The following is a 14,427-nucleotide window of genomic DNA, read 5'->3' on the forward strand; positions in this document are numbered from 1 at the left end:
CGCGAGGGCTGTATAGTTCAGCCCGCCGCGCGCCGCAAGCCCGTCATGCGCCTTTTTGCGATCACAGAATGAAGCGGCTCAGATCCCGGTTCTTGGCGAGGTCGCCGATGTGCTTCTCGACATAATCGCCGTCGATCGTCACCGTCTCGCCGGCGCGGTCGGAGGCCGAAAAGCTCACCTCGTCCAGCACGCGCTCCATCACCGTCTGCAGGCGCCGCGCGCCGATGTTTTCGACGGAGGAATTCACCTGCACCGCGACCCGGGCGATGGCGTCCACCGCAGAAGGCGCGAAGTTCAAGGCCACGCCTTCGGTCGCCATCAGCGCCACATATTGCTTGGTGAGGCAGGCCTCGGTCTCGGTGAGGATGCGGCGAAAATCCTCCTCCTCGAGCGAGGCGAGCTCGACTCTGATCGGCAGGCGGCCTTGCAGCTCCGGCAGCAGGTCGGAGGGCTTGGCCACATGAAAGGCGCCCGAGGCGATGAACAGCACATGGTCGGTCTTCACCGGCCCGTGCTTGGTCGCGACGGTCGTGCCTTCGATCAGCGGCAGCAGGTCGCGCTGCACGCCCTCGCGCGAGACATCCGCGCCGCCGCGCCCTTCGCGGGCGCAAATCTTGTCCAGCTCGTCGAGGAAGACGATGCCGTTGTTCTCGACCTCGGCGATCGCCTCGCGCACGCTCTCTTCCTGATCGATGAGCTTCTCGCTCTCCTCGGCGACGAGTGGGGCGTGGGCGTCCTTCACCTGCATCTTGCGGCGCTTGGCGCGGCCCTGGAGCGCCTTGCCGAAGATGTCGCCGATCGAGAAGGCCGAGACGCTGGCGCCGGGCATGTTCGGCAATTCGAACATCGGGATCTGCTGGCCCGATTGCGCGATCTCGATCTCGATCTCCTTCTCGTCCAGCTCGCCGGCGCGCAGCTTCTTGCGGAAGGAATCGCGCGTCGCCGGCGAGGCGGCGGGGCCGACGAGAGCGTCGAGCACGCGCTCCTCGGCGGCGAGCTGGGCCTTGGCCTCGACGCCCTTGCGGCGCTTGTCTTTCACCAGCAGGATCGCCACCTCGACGAGGTCGCGCACGATCTGCTCGACATCGCGTCCGACATAGCCGACCTCGGTGAATTTCGTCGCCTCCACCTTCAGGAAGGGCGCATTGGCGAGACGGGCGAGGCGGCGGGCGATCTCGGTCTTGCCGCAGCCGGTCGGGCCGATCATCAATATGTTCTTGGGCAGAACCTCCTCGCGCATCGGGCCCTCGAGCCGCAGGCGCCGCCAGCGGTTGCGCAGCGCGATGGCGACGGCGCGCTTGGCGTCCTTCTGCCCCACGATGAAGCGGTCGAGTTCGGAGACGGTCTCGCGCGGCGAAAAATCGGCCATGGTTCAAAGTCCTCGGGCGGCGGCGCGATCAGATCGATTCGACCACGATGTTGGTATTCGTATAGACGCAGATTTCGGCGGCGATCTCCATCGCGCGGCGGGCGATGGGCTCGGCCTCGAGCGGGCTGTCGAGCAGGGCGCGCGCCGCGGCGAGCGCGAAATTGCCGCCCGAGCCGATCGCCGCCACGGCGCCATTCTCGAAGGCCTGCGGCTCCAGCACGTCGCCGGCGCCGGTGAGCGTCAGGCCGACCTCGCGGTCGGCGACCAGCATCATGGCTTCCAGCCGGCGCAGATAGCGGTCCATGCGCCAATCCTTGGCGAGCTCCACGCAGGCTCGGGTCAATTGTCCGGGATATTGCTCGAGCTTGCCCTCGAGCCGCTCGAACAGGGTGAAGGCGTCGGCCGTGGCGCCGGCGAAACCGGCGATCACATCGCCCTTGCCGAGCCGGCGCACCTTCTTCGCATTGGCCTTGACGATGGTCTGCCCGAGGCTCACTTGTCCGTCGCCGGCGATGACCGTTCTGCCGTCCTTCTTTACGAGGACGATGGTGGTCGCATGCCAAACCGCCGGCGCATTTTGTTCCAGTGTCATCCGAGCCTCGGCCTGAAAAGAGTCCAGCGGATGTAGGGGCTCGCGAGCGCCTCGGCAAGAGGCGCTAAGGGAGGGTGCGAGGGTGGCGGATTCGGCAAGGCGCGCAGCGCTCATCGCCGCGGCGCGAGAGATGAACGCGCTCGGCATCAATCAGGGCACGTCGGGCAATCTCTCGATTCGGCATGGCGCCGCGATGCTGATCACGCCGAGCGGAACGCCTTACGAGGCGCTGACGCCGGAAAAGATTCCGCTCGTCTCGCTCGCCGACGGCCGCAGCGAGGGGCCGCTCGCGCCGTCGAGCGAATGGCGCATGCATCGCGACATTCTGCGCGCGCGAGACGATGTGAACGCCGTCGTGCACACGCATTCGACCTATGCGACCGTTCTTTCTGCGCTGCGGCGCGACATTCCGGCAGTGCACTATATGATCGGCGTGTTCGGCGCCTCGCGCATCCGCTGCACGGATTACGCGCCCTTCGGCACGCAGGCGCTCTCCGATCTCGCCGTCGAGGGACTCGGCCGCGCGCATGGCGTGCTGCTCGGCAATCATGGAATGATCGTGACGGCGGACAGTCTCGAGCGCGCGATGTGGCGCGCCGTGGAGCTCGAGACGCTGGCGCGGGTCTATTATCTCGCCCGCCTCGCCGGCGAGCCGGTGATCTTGCCGGAGGAGGAGATCGCCGGCGAGATCGAGCGCTTCGCCAGCTATGGGCTGAAGACGACGACGGCGTGCTGACAGCTCGCATCGCAATCCCTCGAGAGCGAGCCTTCAGGCTCGCTCTCGAGGGCGGATGGAGAGCGCTTTCCTTCTCCCTGGCGCGGCGCTTGCTTCTCGTCGCCGGGAGGCGCGCGATGAAATTCTATATGACGCCGGGATCCTGCTCGACGGGCATCCATATCTTGCTCGAGGAGGCCGGCCTCGTCTTCGAGGCCCATATCCTCAATCTGCCGCGCGGCGACCATTTGAAGCCGGACTATCTCGCCATTAATCCGCATGGCACGATTCCGACGCTGGTGCGCGACGACGGCGTCGCGCTCACCGATTTTGTCGCCATCGCGACATGGCTGGCCGAGACCTATCCGCGCCGCAAGCTGCTGCCGGAGGATCCGGACGCCAAGGAGCGGGCGATGGTCTCGCTCAATTTCGCCACGCGCTATATTCACGGTGAGGGATTCCGTCGCGTGTTCACGCCGGAGCGCTACGCCGCGGCGGGGGCCATAGAGGCGACCAAGGCGCAGGGCCGCGAGATCGTGGCCGAGGCCTTCGAGAAGGTGAACCGCGAGCTCGACGGAAAATCCTATGTGGTCGGCGCCTTTTCGATCGCCGACGCCGGGCTGTTCTACGTCGAATTCTGGGCTGACAAGATCGGCATGGAGCTGCCTGCCAATTGCCGCGCTCATTACGAGCTGATGAAGTCGCGTCCGACCGTTCGGCAGGTGCTGGCGGAGGAAGGATATCGTTAAATCACGCGACATCTTGCCGCATGAACGTGGCCCGGCGGCTCTTGACCCTCATGCCCCTGTCTCATAGCGTGCGTCGACAGCTCAGAGTGTGCGGACGTGAGAGCAGCAGCCCATAGACAAGCGAGCATCGGACGAGCGGCGGTGAATGCGGCCGCCGCGATCCTGTTCGTGCTGCAGGCTCTCTCGCTCGGCTTCGTCGGCTCGGCGATGGCGAATGTCGCCGACGGCCCGTTCGGCGTCGTCTGCGTCACCTCCGACGGCGGCGACGACTCGGGCTCCTCTCCGGTCGAACGACGGCATGCCCGCCCTTGCTGCGTGATTCATTGCAGCTCGGCCATAGAAATCGATGGCGGCCATGCGACCGTCGTCGTGCTGCGGCGGGAGCCGCCGGCTGTGAGCTTCTGGTCCGAATTCCGGATCGACGCACCGGCTGATTCGCCCGAATTGCGGCCGCTGTCTCCACGCGCGCCTCCCGCGCTGGTCGCCTGACCTTTCCCTGACGAGCGCTGATCGGCCCTCTGCGGCAGTTCTCGAACCGAAGCGATTTGCGACGCATGCGCGTCGTCGATCCTAGGTGTCTCGTCAGAGCGCTTCGCGCCTCGGCGGCGCGTCGGCGACGGTTGCTGTGCCCCTCGAACCCCGGCGCTCGTCCTCTCGAAAACTTTCTCATTCTTCATCGGCATCCGCGGCGGCCTTCGGGCCGCGGCGCCTCCTCTTCACTCGGATGCTCTCCTCCGAGTGGGGCTCCCAACTCTCCCTGCCCGAGTTTCTCTCGGGCAGGTTTTTTTTGTCCGAGGGGAGGGGGCGTTGGGGAGTTTGGGCAGTAGTCAGTAGGCAGTAGTGGCGTGCTTTCAGCGGATTTGGCAGGGTGACAGGGCGAGCCCTGGACCGCGAGCCTTCAGGCTCGCTGTCGAAGCCCATCAAATTCGATCAAGCGGACCAGTAGGGCAGTCATCACCGAGCGCCTACTGCCTTACTGCCTAGCTTCTCACGCCGCCGCGGCGGTCACCCGATTGCGCCCTGCGTTCTTCGATTCGTAGAGCGCCTTGTCGGCGCGGCGCAGCAGCGCATCGGGATTGGCCTCGCGGCCGCGCTCGGCGATGCCGATCGAGGCGGTGACCGGAATGGTGCGGCCATTGGCGTCGATGCAGAAGGGCTCGCCTTGGATGGTGGAGCGCACGCGCTCCGCCACTCGCGTGGCGATGGCGAGCGGCGTGTCCGGCATGACGATGACGAATTCCTCGCCGCCGAGCCGGCAGATCAGATCGCCGCTGCGCACCACCCGGCGCACGCGGCGCGCGAAATTCTTCAGCACCTCGTCGCCGGCGTCATGGCCGTAGCTGTCATTGACCGATTTGAAATGGTCGATGTCGAGGATCATCAGCGTCAGCGCCCGGCCTTGATGCGCGGCATGGTCGAGCAGCGAAGCGAGATGCGTCTCGAGATAGCGGCGATTGTTGAGGCCGGTCAGCGGATCGACCGCGGCGAGCTCGATCGCCGCCTGCACGTCGGAGCGCAGGCTGTCGGCGTAGCGCTTGCGGCGCAGCTGGCTGCGCACGCGCGCGATCAGCTCATTCTTGTCGATCGGGCGGACGATATAGTCGTTGACGCCGAGATCGAGTCCGCGAAGGATGCGGGGGCGGTCGTCGAGATCGGCGATGATGAGGATGGGCAGGGCGCGCGTGCGCTCGAGCGAGCGCATCTGGCTGGCGAGCCGCAGCGCGTCGAAATCGGCGAGATCGAGGCTGATCGCCGCCATGTCGAAGCCGCCCTCCGCGGCGCGAAACAAGGCTTCCTGCGGATTGGCCTCGATCGTCACCTCGTGCCGTCCGCGCAGAGCGGAGAGGATCCGCTCCGCCGAGCCGGCGCGGTCTTCGATGAGCAGAATGCGGCCGTTCTCCCCGGCGTCGGAGGATGTGCGGTTCATCTCGACGAGGCCGAGGCTCGCCGAGGTCACGGCGCGGGCGCGCAATTCGTCGAGCATCATCTTGAGGCGGGCGAGCGAGCGCACGCGGGCGAGCAGGGCCACCTCGTCGACGGGCTTGGTCAGAAAATCATCGGCGCCGGCCTCGAGCCCGCGCACGCGGTCGGCCGGCTGGTCGAGCGCCGTGACCATGATCACCGGCAGATGCGCCGTCGCCGGATCGGCCTTCAATCGGCTGCACGCCTCGAAACCGTCCATCCCCGGCATCATGGCGTCGAGCAGCACGATGTCGCAGCGGTCCTCGCGGCATAAGCGCAGCGCGTCCGGTCCGTTGGTCGCCGAGAGCACGTCGAAATATTCGGCCGTGAGACGGGCCTCCAGCAATTTGACGTTGGGGACGAGGTCGTCGACGATCAGAATGCGTGCGGTCATGGCCGAGGGCCTTTCATCTATCCGCGAGAAATGCGTTCACGGTCTCGAGAAAACGCGCCACAGAAATGGGTTTGGAGAGATAGGCTTCGCAGCCGCCCTGGCGTATCTTCTCCTCGTCGCCCTTCATGGCGAAGGCGGTGATGGCGATGATCGGAATGGAGCGCAGCTCCTCATCGTCCTTGAGCCAGCGCGTCACCTCGAGCCCCGACACTTCCGGGAGCTGGATGTCCATCAGGATCAAATCCGGAGAATGGCGGCGCGCGAGCGCGATCGCCTCCACGCCGCTCTTCGTCTGCAGGGTCGCATGCCCATTGGCTTCGAGAAGATCGTTGAAGAGCTTCATGTTGAGTTCGTTATCCTCGACGATGAGGACGGTTTTCTGCATGGGGGACTCGGCTCTTCTTCATGTCGCGTTTTCCGCCGGCGTAAGCCGTCTTCGACGCGTCTTCCTCGGCCTCCTCCGACGCGGCATGGCGAGCGGATCGGCTCGAAGACGAGATCGTCTTCTGGTTAGCAGAGGAAGATTGATGAAATGAAAATCGGAAAGACTACACACCCCGCTGGTGGCGAAAAGCGGGCGATGCGTCCCTCGATTGCCGACGCGCGGTCCATAGCGTTGCAGTTGTTGATCTTTTTAGCGGCGGATGACGAGCGGATGGAACGCTTTCTGGCGCTCACGGGAACAAATCCGGGCGAGATTCGCGCGCTCGCGGACAATGCCGGCTTTTGTCGCGCATTGCTGGAGCATGTCTGCAGCGACGAGCCGCTGCTGGTCGCCTTCGCGGCCGCGGAAAACTGCGATCCGCAGCGCGTCGTCGCGGCTTGCGTCGCGCTGGGCGGAACCGGCTTCGAATAGCGCGCGGATGCGGAGGCGGCGCTGTCTCCCGCCTCGTGATGACGAGCCTGCGCGGCAAGCGTCGCGAAGGACGGGCCGCCCCGCGGCCTCAGCCATTCTCCGCGACCGCCGCGGCGCCGGCGGCGGCGACGAGTCCATCCTGGAAGGATTGTACGCCGGAGACGCCGATCGCGCCGACGATCTCGCCACGATAGAGGATCGGCGCGCCGCCTTCGACCGGCGTCATTCCGGGAAGGTTCAGCATGGCGGTGCGGCCGGAGGCGACGACCTCCTCGAGCGCCTTGGTCGGCCGCTTGAACAGCGCGGCCGTTCGCGCCTTGGCCGTCGCGATCTCGCTGGACGCGGGCTGCGTCCCGTCGAGACGCTGCAGAAACACGAGATGGCCGCCGTCATCGACGATGGCGATGACGACACTCCAGCCGTTCTTGCGCGCCTCCGCCTCGGCGGCCTCGGCGACCCGCCTGGCGTCGGCGAGAGTGAGCGCGAATTTGGTCTGCATGGGCGTCCGCTCCTGGCCGGCATGGATTGGGCTCGACGGCGAGGCTTGCACGCCCGCGCCGGCTCGCATAGGGAGGACCATGAAACGGCCGGCGCCGCAAGCCCGCCGCCGGCGCGCCGAAACGGTGTCCTCGAGCGAGACCTCATGCCTCTCATCATGCCGCCGCCGGAGCCCGCGATCCTCTCGCGCCGCGACGAGATTTGCGCGCGGCTGCGCCGAATCCTGCCGCCGGCGAGCGTCATCGCCGACGAGACGGCGCGGCGCGCCTATGAATGCGATGCGCTCGCCATGTATCGGACTTTGCCGCTGGTGGTGGCGCTGCCGGAAACGGTGGCGCAGGTCAGCGCGATCCTGGCGCTGGCGGCGGAGCTGAATGTGAAAATCGTGCCGCGCGGCGGCGGCACCTCGCTCTCCGGCGGCGCGCTGCCGCTCGAGGACGGCATTCTGCTCGGAATGGCGAAATTCAACCGCATCCTCGATGTCGATTTCGAGAACCGCTGCGCGCGCGTGCAGCCGGGCGTGCAGAATCTCGCCATCACCCGCGCGGTGGAGCACGCCGGCTTCTATTACGCGCCCGATCCGTCGTCGCAGATCGCCTGCACGATCGGCGGCAATGTCGGCGAGAACGCCGGCGGCGTGCACTGCCTCAAATATGGCCTCACCACCAATAACATCCTCGGCCTCGAGATCGTGCTGATGGGCGGCGAGATCCTTCGCCTCGGCGGCAAGCATCTCGACAGCGAGATGTATGATCTCCTGGGACTGATGACCGGCTCCGAAGGCCTGCTCGGCGTCGTCACCGAAGTGACCGTGCGGCTGCTGCAAAAGCCGCTCGCCGCGCGCGGCCTGCTGTTGGCTTTCCCGACGGTCGAGGCCGGCGCGCGCTGCGTCGGCGCCATCATCGCGCGCGGGATCATTCCCGGCGGGCTCGAGATGATGGACCAGGCGACCATTCGCGCGGTCGAGAGCTTCCAGCCCTGCGGCTATCCTCTCGACGCCGGCGCGATCGTCATCGTCGAGCTGGACGGCACGCCCGCCGAGGTCGACCATCTGGTCGCCGAGGTGGAGGCGATCGCGCGCGCCGAAGGCGCGATGGAGACGCGGGTCTCGCGGAGCGAGGCGGAGCGGCTGCGCTTTTGGGCCGGGCGCAAGAACGCTTTTCCGGCGGTGAGCTGCATCGGCCCCGATTATCTCTGCATGGACGGCACGATTCCGCGCCGCCGCCTGCCCGATGTGCTGACGCGCATGGACGAGCTGGCGAAAGCCTGCGGCCTGCGCGTCGCCAATGTGTTCCACGCCGGCGACGGCAATCTGCATCCGCTCATTCTCTATGACGCTTCGAAGGAGGGCGACATCGAGCGCGCCGAGCGGCTCGGCGCCGACATCTTGCGCCTCTGCGTCGAAGTCGGCGGCGTGCTCACCGGCGAGCATGGCGTCGGCGTCGAAAAGCGCGATCTGATGGGCGAGATGTTCGACGAGACCGATCTCGCGCAGCAGCAGCGCGTCAAATGCGCCTTCGATCCGCAGCACCGTCTCAATCCGGGAAAAGTGTTTCCGACGCTGCACCGCTGCGCCGAGCTCGGCGCCATGCATGTGCAGGGCGGCAAGCTGCCGTTCCCCGACCTGCCGAGGTTTTGATTGGAATTTCATTATCAATCGCGTTCGGGCGCGCCCCTTCTCCCGCTTGCGGGAGAAGGTGGCCCTCGCGTCAGCGAGGGTCGGATGAGGGTCCGAGGAAACTGGCGCGCCCTTTGTCGCATGCCGCAAACTTTGAGGGACCCTCATCCGACCCCGCTTCGCGGGGCCACCTTCTCCCACGAGTGGGAGAAGGGTGCGCGAGCTTTGTAGATGCTGGTGAGCCCCAGAGACGAATCCGACGTTCTGGATGCGGTGCGCGACGCGCTCGCCGATGAGTCGCCGCTCGCCATTCGTGGCCATGGCTCCAAAGCCGCGCTCGGCCGCGCCGCCACGCCGGCGCATATCCTCTCGCTTGCCGCGCTCTCCGGCGTGACGCTCTATGAGCCCGAGGAGCTGGTGCTCACCGCGCGCGCCGGCACCCCGCTGCGCGAGATCGTCGCGCTCCTCGATGCGCATCGCCAGCAATTGGCGTTCGAGCCGATGGATCACGCGGCGCTGCTCGGCGGCGTGCGCGACGACGCCACCATCGGCGGCGTCATCGCCGTCAACGCCTCCGGCCCGCGGCGCGTCAAGGCGGGCGCGGCGCGCGATCATCTGCTCGGCTTTCGCTGCGTCACCGGCCGCGGCGAAATGGTGAAATCCGGCGGCCGCGTGATGAAGAACGTCACCGGCTACGACCTCTCCAAGCTCGTCGCGGGCTCCTATGGCACGCTCGCCGCGCTGACCGAGGCGACGCTAAAAGTTCTGCCGAAGGCGGAGACCGAAGAGACGCTGCTGCTCTCCGGCCTCGGCGAGGAGAAGGGCCTCGCCGCGCTGCGCAAGGCGTCGGGCTCGCCTTTCGAAGTCTCGAGCCTGGCCTTCGATCCGCGCGACGACATCGCCGCGCTGCGGCTCGAGGGGCCGCAGATTTCCGTCGTGAAGCGACGCGACGATCTCGCCGCTCTGCTCGGCGCCGCCACGCAAACGCTGGACGCCGAGAGCAGCCGCGCCTTCTGGATGCGCTTGCGCGACGCGGAGCCCGTGGCGGCGGGGGAGGGCGTCGTCTGGCGCGTCTCGCTCGCGCCGACCAATGGTTTCGCTTTCGTCGAGAGCTTGCGGCGCGAGGCGGCGCCGCTGCTCGCGCATGTGTATGATTGGGCCGGCGGCCTCGTCTGGCTGCGCTTGGAGGCTGCGGCCGACGCCCATGCCGGCGTCATTCGCCGACACGTCGATCGGCTGGGCGGCCATGCGACGCTGATCCGCGCCGACGAAGCGACGCGCGCCGCGGTCGAGGTGTTCCATCCACAGCCGGCGGCGCTCGCCGCGCTGACGCGGCGCGTGAAAGAAGCGTTCGATCCACGCCATATACTGGAGCGCGGCCGCATGAGGGCGGAATTCTGATGGCTTGCGCCCCGCGCATCGACGTGCTTCGAGGAGCGAGCCTGAAGGCTCGCGGTCCAAGCGCGCCCCTGGACCGCGAGCCTTCAGGCTCGCACTCATAGGCGCGACCATGCAGACGCATTTCTCACCCCATCTCCTCGCCGATTCCGACATGGCGCATTCGGAGACGATTCTGCGCGCCTGCGTGCATTGCGGATTCTGCACGGCGACCTGTCCCACTTATCTCCTCACCGGAGACGAGCTCGACAGCCCGCGCGGGCGCATCTATCTCATCAAGGACATGCTGGAGAACGACCGTCCGGCCGATGCGCGCACCGCGCGGCATGTCGATCGCTGCCTCTCCTGCCTCTCCTGCATGACCACTTGTCCGTCGAGCGTGCATTACATGCATCTCGTCGATCATGCGCGCGCGCATATCGAGAAGACCTACCGCCGTCCGCTGTTCGAGCGTTTTCTGCGCGCGGCGCTCGCCTTCACGCTCACGCGGCCGGCTCTGTTCCGGCGATCTCTGCGCGCTGCCGCTCTTGCGCGTCCTTTCGCGCAGCTTTTGCCGAAACGCCTCGCGACGCTGCTCGCCATGGCGCCGGCGCGTTTGCCGCCCGCTTCGCCGGTCGATCGGCCGCAGGTGTTCGGGGCAAAGGCGCCGCGGCGGATGCGCGTCGCGCTGCTGTCCGGCTGCGCGCAGACCGTGCTCGATACGCGCATCCACGAAGCGACCGTGCGGCTGCTGACGCGCCTCGGCGCCGAGGTCGTCGTCGCGGAAGGCGCCGGCTGCTGCGGCGCGCTGCCGCATCATCTCGGCAGAACAGACGAATCGCACGCGCTCGCGCGCCGCAACATCGAAGCCTGGACGCGCGAGATCGACGCGGGCGGGCTCGATCATATCGTCATCGACACGTCCGGCTGCGGAACCAGCGTGAAGGATTACGGACATATGTTCCGCGATGATCCGACGCTCGCGGACCAGGCCGCGCGCGTGGCGTCTTTGGCGCGCGACGTGACGGAAGTCGTCGCCGCGCTCGGCTTTACGCCGAAGGCCGACGTCGGCGCTCTGCGCATCGCCTATCACTCGGCCTGCTCGCTGCAGCATGGGCAGAAGATCGCGGAACTGCCGATGGAGCTGCTGCGCCGCGCCGGCTTCGAGGTCGTTTCCGTTCCCGAAAGCCATATCTGCTGCGGATCGGCGGGAACCTATAATCTGCTGCAGCCGGATCTCGCGGAGCAATTGCGCGCGCGCAAGGTCGCCAATATCGAGACGCTCGCGCCGCGCGCCGTCGCCGCCGGCAATCTCGGCTGCATGTTTCAGATCGGGCAGGGGACCGCCCTGCCGATTCTGCACACGATCGAGCTGCTCGACTGGGCTTGTGGCGGCCTGCGGCCCGCAGCGCTTCAGGGATTGTCCGAGCCATAGCGGAAGGCGACGAGCCGATCATGCCGGAACGTATATTCGGCGAAATAATTCGGCAGGCCGGTGCGCTTGAGAAACGGATGGTCGGGATCGTCGGTTTCGTAGCGGATCGTCATGCGTCCGCCTTTCGTCTTCTTGGGCGTGAAGCAGAGGCCGAGCAGGTCGACGACGAATTGCTGCGAGACGCCGAGCTTGACGCCGTGCTCGCTCGAAAGATGCTCGGCCTCGAGCATTTTCCCGGGACGACGCGAGGCGCCCACGGCGGAGCGAACCTCGATCACGCCGAATGATCCGCGCATGGCGCCAGGAAATTGCGTCAGCGTCGCCATCTCGCTCCGGTCGCCATTGAAGAGCAACAAGCTCGGCATATCGTCGCCGGCGAAGGGCAGAGCGTCGAGCGCACCGAGCGCCCGTTCGGCGCTCGACTCATCGTCGAGTCGCACGGCTTCTATGTCGGTCTCGATCTGCGAGACCTTGCAGCCCGCGACGCATGGCTCGCCGAAGGCGAGCAGAACCGCCATTGCGCAACCGATCCGATGCATTCTTCTCTCCATCCGCCGCCGGATGAAGAATAGCAGGCGCCGTCGATTCGTCCGTGCGCTGGCGCACGTCTCAGCGCAGGAAGCCGATGATATCTTTTACGGCGTCCATATTGGCGCGCGCCAATTGGCGCGCCCGTTCGGCGCCCTCGCGCAGCACGCCGTCGACATAGGCCTCGTCGGCCGACAGGCGGCGCATTTCGGCGGTGATCGGCGCGAGCTTCGCGACTGCGAGATCGACCAGCGCGTTCTTGAACGTCGAGAAATTGGCGCCGCCGAATTCGCCGAGCACATCGGCCTTGGCGCGCTGCGACAGCGCCGCGAATATGCCGACGAGATTATCGGCCTCGGGCCGCCCCTCCAGCCCCTTCTCCTCCGACGGCAATGCGTCGGGGTCGGTCTTGGCCTTTCTGATCTTCGTCGCGATCTGATCGGCGTCATCGGCGAGATTTATGCGTGAATAATCGGAGGCGTCCGATTTCGACATTTTCTTCGCGCCGTCGCGCAGGCTCATCACCCGCGTCGCCGGGCCGGCAATCAGCGGCTCGGGCAGCGGGAAGAATGCCTCGCCGAAGCCGTTGCGGGCGATCGATTCGGCGAAGTCGTTGTTGAACTTCTGCGCGATGTCGCGGGCCAGCTCCAAATGCTGCTTCTGATCGTCGCCGACCGGCACATGGGTCGCGCGATAGATCAGAATATCGGCGGCCATCAGCACCGGATAGTCGAGCAGGCCCATGGAGGCGTTCTCGCGATCCTTGCCGGCCTTGTCCTTGAACTGCGTCATGCGGTTGAGCCAGCCGATGCGGGCGACGCAGTTGAGCACCCAGGCGAGCTCGGCGTGCTCGGCCACCTGGCTCTGATTGAACACGATGTTCTTTTTCGGATCGATGCCGCAGGCGATGAAGGCGGCGGCGATCTCGCGCGTGTTGGCCTTGAGCTTCAGCGGGTCCTGCGGCACGGTGATGGCGTGCAGGTCGACGACGCAATAGAGGCAGTCGAAGCTCTGCTGCAGCTCGACGAATTTGACGATCGCGCCGAGATAATTGCCGAGGTGCAGATTGCCGGTGGACTGCACGCCGGAGAAGACGCGCTGGGGAAAGCTGGTCATGAGCGAAGCGCCGACTGGTTTGAGGCCGGCGGCTCTTATGGCAATGTGGGGACGCTAGCGCAAGTATCCGGCGAAGGCCGTCACGCTCCCGCCGTCTTGCTCCGCGCCGCCGCGCGCATCAGGTCGAGGCAGTCCTTCGTCGCGGCCATGTCGAGCGCGGTGAGGCCGAGATCGGTCTCCTGGGCCGGATCGGCGCCCGCCGCGAGCAGCGCGGCGACCGCTTTTGCGCGGCCGGAGGAGGCGGAGAACATCAGCGCCGTCGCGCCGGTGAGATTGACATGGGCGATGTCGATCCCCGCTTCGATGAGCAGGCGGATGTTGTCCACATTCTCGCCGACGCAAGCGAGCCAGAGCGCCTGATTGCCGTCGGCGTTGGCCGCATGGAGATCGGCGCCGGCGGCGAGCAGCTCCGTCACCAGCGCCGGCGGCGCGAGGCGAGCGGCCGCCATCAAGGGAGTCGCGCCCGTCTTGTCGCGCGCGTTCACGTCATTCGGGGGAAAGCCGTTCTCGATGAGAAAGGCGGACAGAGCGGCGCCGAGCGCGGGCGTCGATGCGGCCGCGCGCTCGGCCGCGGCCCAGGCCTCATAGCCGCCGTCGAGGCTGTAGACCTGCGCAAAGCCCATGTCGGAAAAGATCTTCGCATAGGCCTGGCTCGAATTGCCGTGATAGCAGCAGATGACGACCGGCGTCTCTTTCGGGGTCTCGAACAAATAATAAGAGAGATCGTCCTGCGCCGCATTCTCGGCGCCGGCGATGTGCCCGCGCGCGAAAGACGCCGGATCGCGCACGTCGAGGACCAGCGCGTCGCCGGCGCTCAGCACCGCGCGCGCCGCGGCGACGTCGATTCTGCGAAATCCTTGTCCCTCGGTCATGTTTCTTCCTCGCTCTCGAGAGCGAGCCTCGAGGCTCGCGATCCGACGTTCTCCCCGGACCCGCGCGCCGTCAGGCTCGCATCGCTCCGGGCGCGGCTCGCCATGCGAACTCGGGGCCAGAGCGGCTCCAGCGGGTCTCGGCTTGCTCTGGTCGCGCCCACCGCTTGCGCATCGATTTGCCGAGCAGGGTGGTCGGGTGGATGCAAGAACAGACGGTTCACCCTCCCCTTTAGGGTTACCGCATGCATACATCTTGGAATGCGCAGCGTCGTCATGGCCGGGCTTGTCCCACGGCTGTCCGGTTCAAGATAGGCATAGTATTATCTCGTATTGGCGTGGGTCCGGC

The 14,427-nt window shown here is 66.5% G+C and carries 15 protein-coding genes; 7 read left to right on the forward strand and 8 right to left on the reverse strand.

Annotated features, from left to right (window positions below; translation table 11 throughout):
- Positions 1-61: 61 nt before the first annotated feature.
- Both hslU and hslV read right to left on the reverse strand, forming a co-directional pair.
- On the reverse strand, positions 62-1,369 hold the full coding sequence (gene hslU, locus K3F48_RS19100; RefSeq protein ID WP_222577027.1) for an ATP-dependent protease ATPase subunit HslU: 1,308 nt from the start codon (positions 1,367-1,369) through the stop codon (positions 62-64).
- 28 nt (positions 1,370-1,397) lie between these two features.
- Positions 1,398-1,961: an ATP-dependent protease subunit HslV gene (gene hslV / locus K3F48_RS19105; RefSeq protein ID WP_222577028.1), complete on the reverse strand. Its 564-nt coding sequence runs from the start codon at positions 1,959-1,961 to the stop codon at positions 1,398-1,400.
- Positions 1,962-2,043: 82 nt separating this feature from the next.
- On the opposite strand from hslV, the gene K3F48_RS19110 reads away from it, so the two are divergent.
- From K3F48_RS19110 to K3F48_RS19120, 3 genes are all read left to right on the forward strand, one after another.
- Positions 2,044-2,697, forward strand: a complete 654-nt coding sequence (locus K3F48_RS19110) for a class II aldolase/adducin family protein (RefSeq protein WP_222577029.1) — start codon at positions 2,044-2,046, stop codon at positions 2,695-2,697.
- Between the two features lie 116 nt (positions 2,698-2,813).
- The gene (locus K3F48_RS19115; protein ID WP_222577030.1) at positions 2,814-3,425 is read left to right on the forward strand and encodes a glutathione S-transferase family protein; all 612 of its coding nucleotides are present in this window, start codon (positions 2,814-2,816) and stop codon (positions 3,423-3,425) included.
- A gap of 141 nt (positions 3,426-3,566) precedes the next feature.
- Complete coding sequence (locus tag K3F48_RS19120; RefSeq protein ID WP_222577032.1) at positions 3,567-3,914, forward strand: hypothetical protein; 348 nt, start codon at positions 3,567-3,569, stop codon at positions 3,912-3,914.
- A gap of 499 nt (positions 3,915-4,413) precedes the next feature.
- Here K3F48_RS19120 and K3F48_RS19125 read toward each other — a convergent pair whose 3' ends face one another.
- Positions 4,414-5,781 carry a PleD family two-component system response regulator gene (locus tag K3F48_RS19125; protein WP_222577033.1) on the reverse strand — a complete coding sequence of 456 codons (1,368 nt, stop codon included), beginning with the start codon at positions 5,779-5,781 and terminating at the stop codon, positions 4,414-4,416.
- Positions 5,782-5,794: 13 nt separating this feature from the next.
- Entirely contained in the window at positions 5,795-6,166 is a 372-nt protein-coding gene (locus tag K3F48_RS19130) for a response regulator (RefSeq protein ID WP_003613091.1), read from the reverse strand.
- Positions 6,167-6,361: 195 nt separating this feature from the next.
- On the opposite strand from K3F48_RS19130, the gene K3F48_RS19135 reads away from it, so the two are divergent.
- A complete protein-coding gene (locus tag K3F48_RS19135; RefSeq protein WP_255609406.1) occupies positions 6,362-6,637 on the forward strand; it encodes a DUF3572 domain-containing protein in 276 nt (91 codons plus the stop codon).
- 88 nt (positions 6,638-6,725) lie between these two features.
- On the opposite strand, the gene K3F48_RS19140 is transcribed toward K3F48_RS19135, so the two are convergent.
- Complete coding sequence (locus K3F48_RS19140; protein WP_222577035.1) at positions 6,726-7,136, reverse strand: heme-binding protein; 411 nt, start codon at positions 7,134-7,136, stop codon at positions 6,726-6,728.
- Between the two features lie 144 nt (positions 7,137-7,280).
- On the opposite strand from K3F48_RS19140, the gene K3F48_RS19145 reads away from it, so the two are divergent.
- The 3 genes from K3F48_RS19145 to glcF all read left to right on the forward strand — a co-directional run bounded on the left by K3F48_RS19145 (position 7,281) and on the right by glcF (position 11,565).
- Positions 7,281-8,774 (forward strand): FAD-linked oxidase C-terminal domain-containing protein, encoded by a 1,494-nt coding sequence (locus K3F48_RS19145; protein WP_222577036.1) that lies wholly within the window; start codon positions 7,281-7,283, stop codon positions 8,772-8,774.
- 210 nt (positions 8,775-8,984) lie between these two features.
- Entirely contained in the window at positions 8,985-10,154 is a 1,170-nt protein-coding gene (glcE, locus tag K3F48_RS19150; protein WP_222577038.1) for a glycolate oxidase subunit GlcE, read from the forward strand.
- A gap of 109 nt (positions 10,155-10,263) precedes the next feature.
- Positions 10,264-11,565 carry a glycolate oxidase subunit GlcF gene (gene glcF, locus K3F48_RS19155; protein ID WP_222577039.1) on the forward strand — a complete coding sequence of 434 codons (1,302 nt, stop codon included), beginning with the start codon at positions 10,264-10,266 and terminating at the stop codon, positions 11,563-11,565.
- On the opposite strand, the gene K3F48_RS19160 is transcribed toward glcF, so the two are convergent.
- The 3 genes from K3F48_RS19160 to K3F48_RS19170 all read right to left on the reverse strand — a co-directional run bounded on the left by K3F48_RS19160 (position 11,544) and on the right by K3F48_RS19170 (position 14,081).
- Positions 11,544-12,104 (reverse strand): hypothetical protein, encoded by a 561-nt coding sequence (locus K3F48_RS19160; protein WP_222577040.1) that lies wholly within the window; start codon positions 12,102-12,104, stop codon positions 11,544-11,546. The two genes, glcF and K3F48_RS19160, sit on opposite strands and share 22 nt — an antisense overlap.
- Positions 12,105-12,174: 70 nt before the next feature.
- Positions 12,175-13,209 carry a tryptophan--tRNA ligase gene (gene trpS / locus K3F48_RS19165; RefSeq protein WP_222577041.1) on the reverse strand — a complete coding sequence of 345 codons (1,035 nt, stop codon included), beginning with the start codon at positions 13,207-13,209 and terminating at the stop codon, positions 12,175-12,177.
- Positions 13,210-13,289: 80 nt separating this feature from the next.
- The gene (locus K3F48_RS19170; RefSeq protein WP_222577042.1) at positions 13,290-14,081 is read right to left on the reverse strand and encodes an ankyrin repeat domain-containing protein; all 792 of its coding nucleotides are present in this window, start codon (positions 14,079-14,081) and stop codon (positions 13,290-13,292) included.
- Between the last annotated feature and the right edge of the window lie 346 nt (positions 14,082-14,427).

Origin of the sequence: Methylosinus sp. Sm6, from assembly GCF_019802345.1 — a bacterium.
Taxonomy (GTDB): domain Bacteria; phylum Pseudomonadota; class Alphaproteobacteria; order Rhizobiales; family Beijerinckiaceae; genus Methylosinus.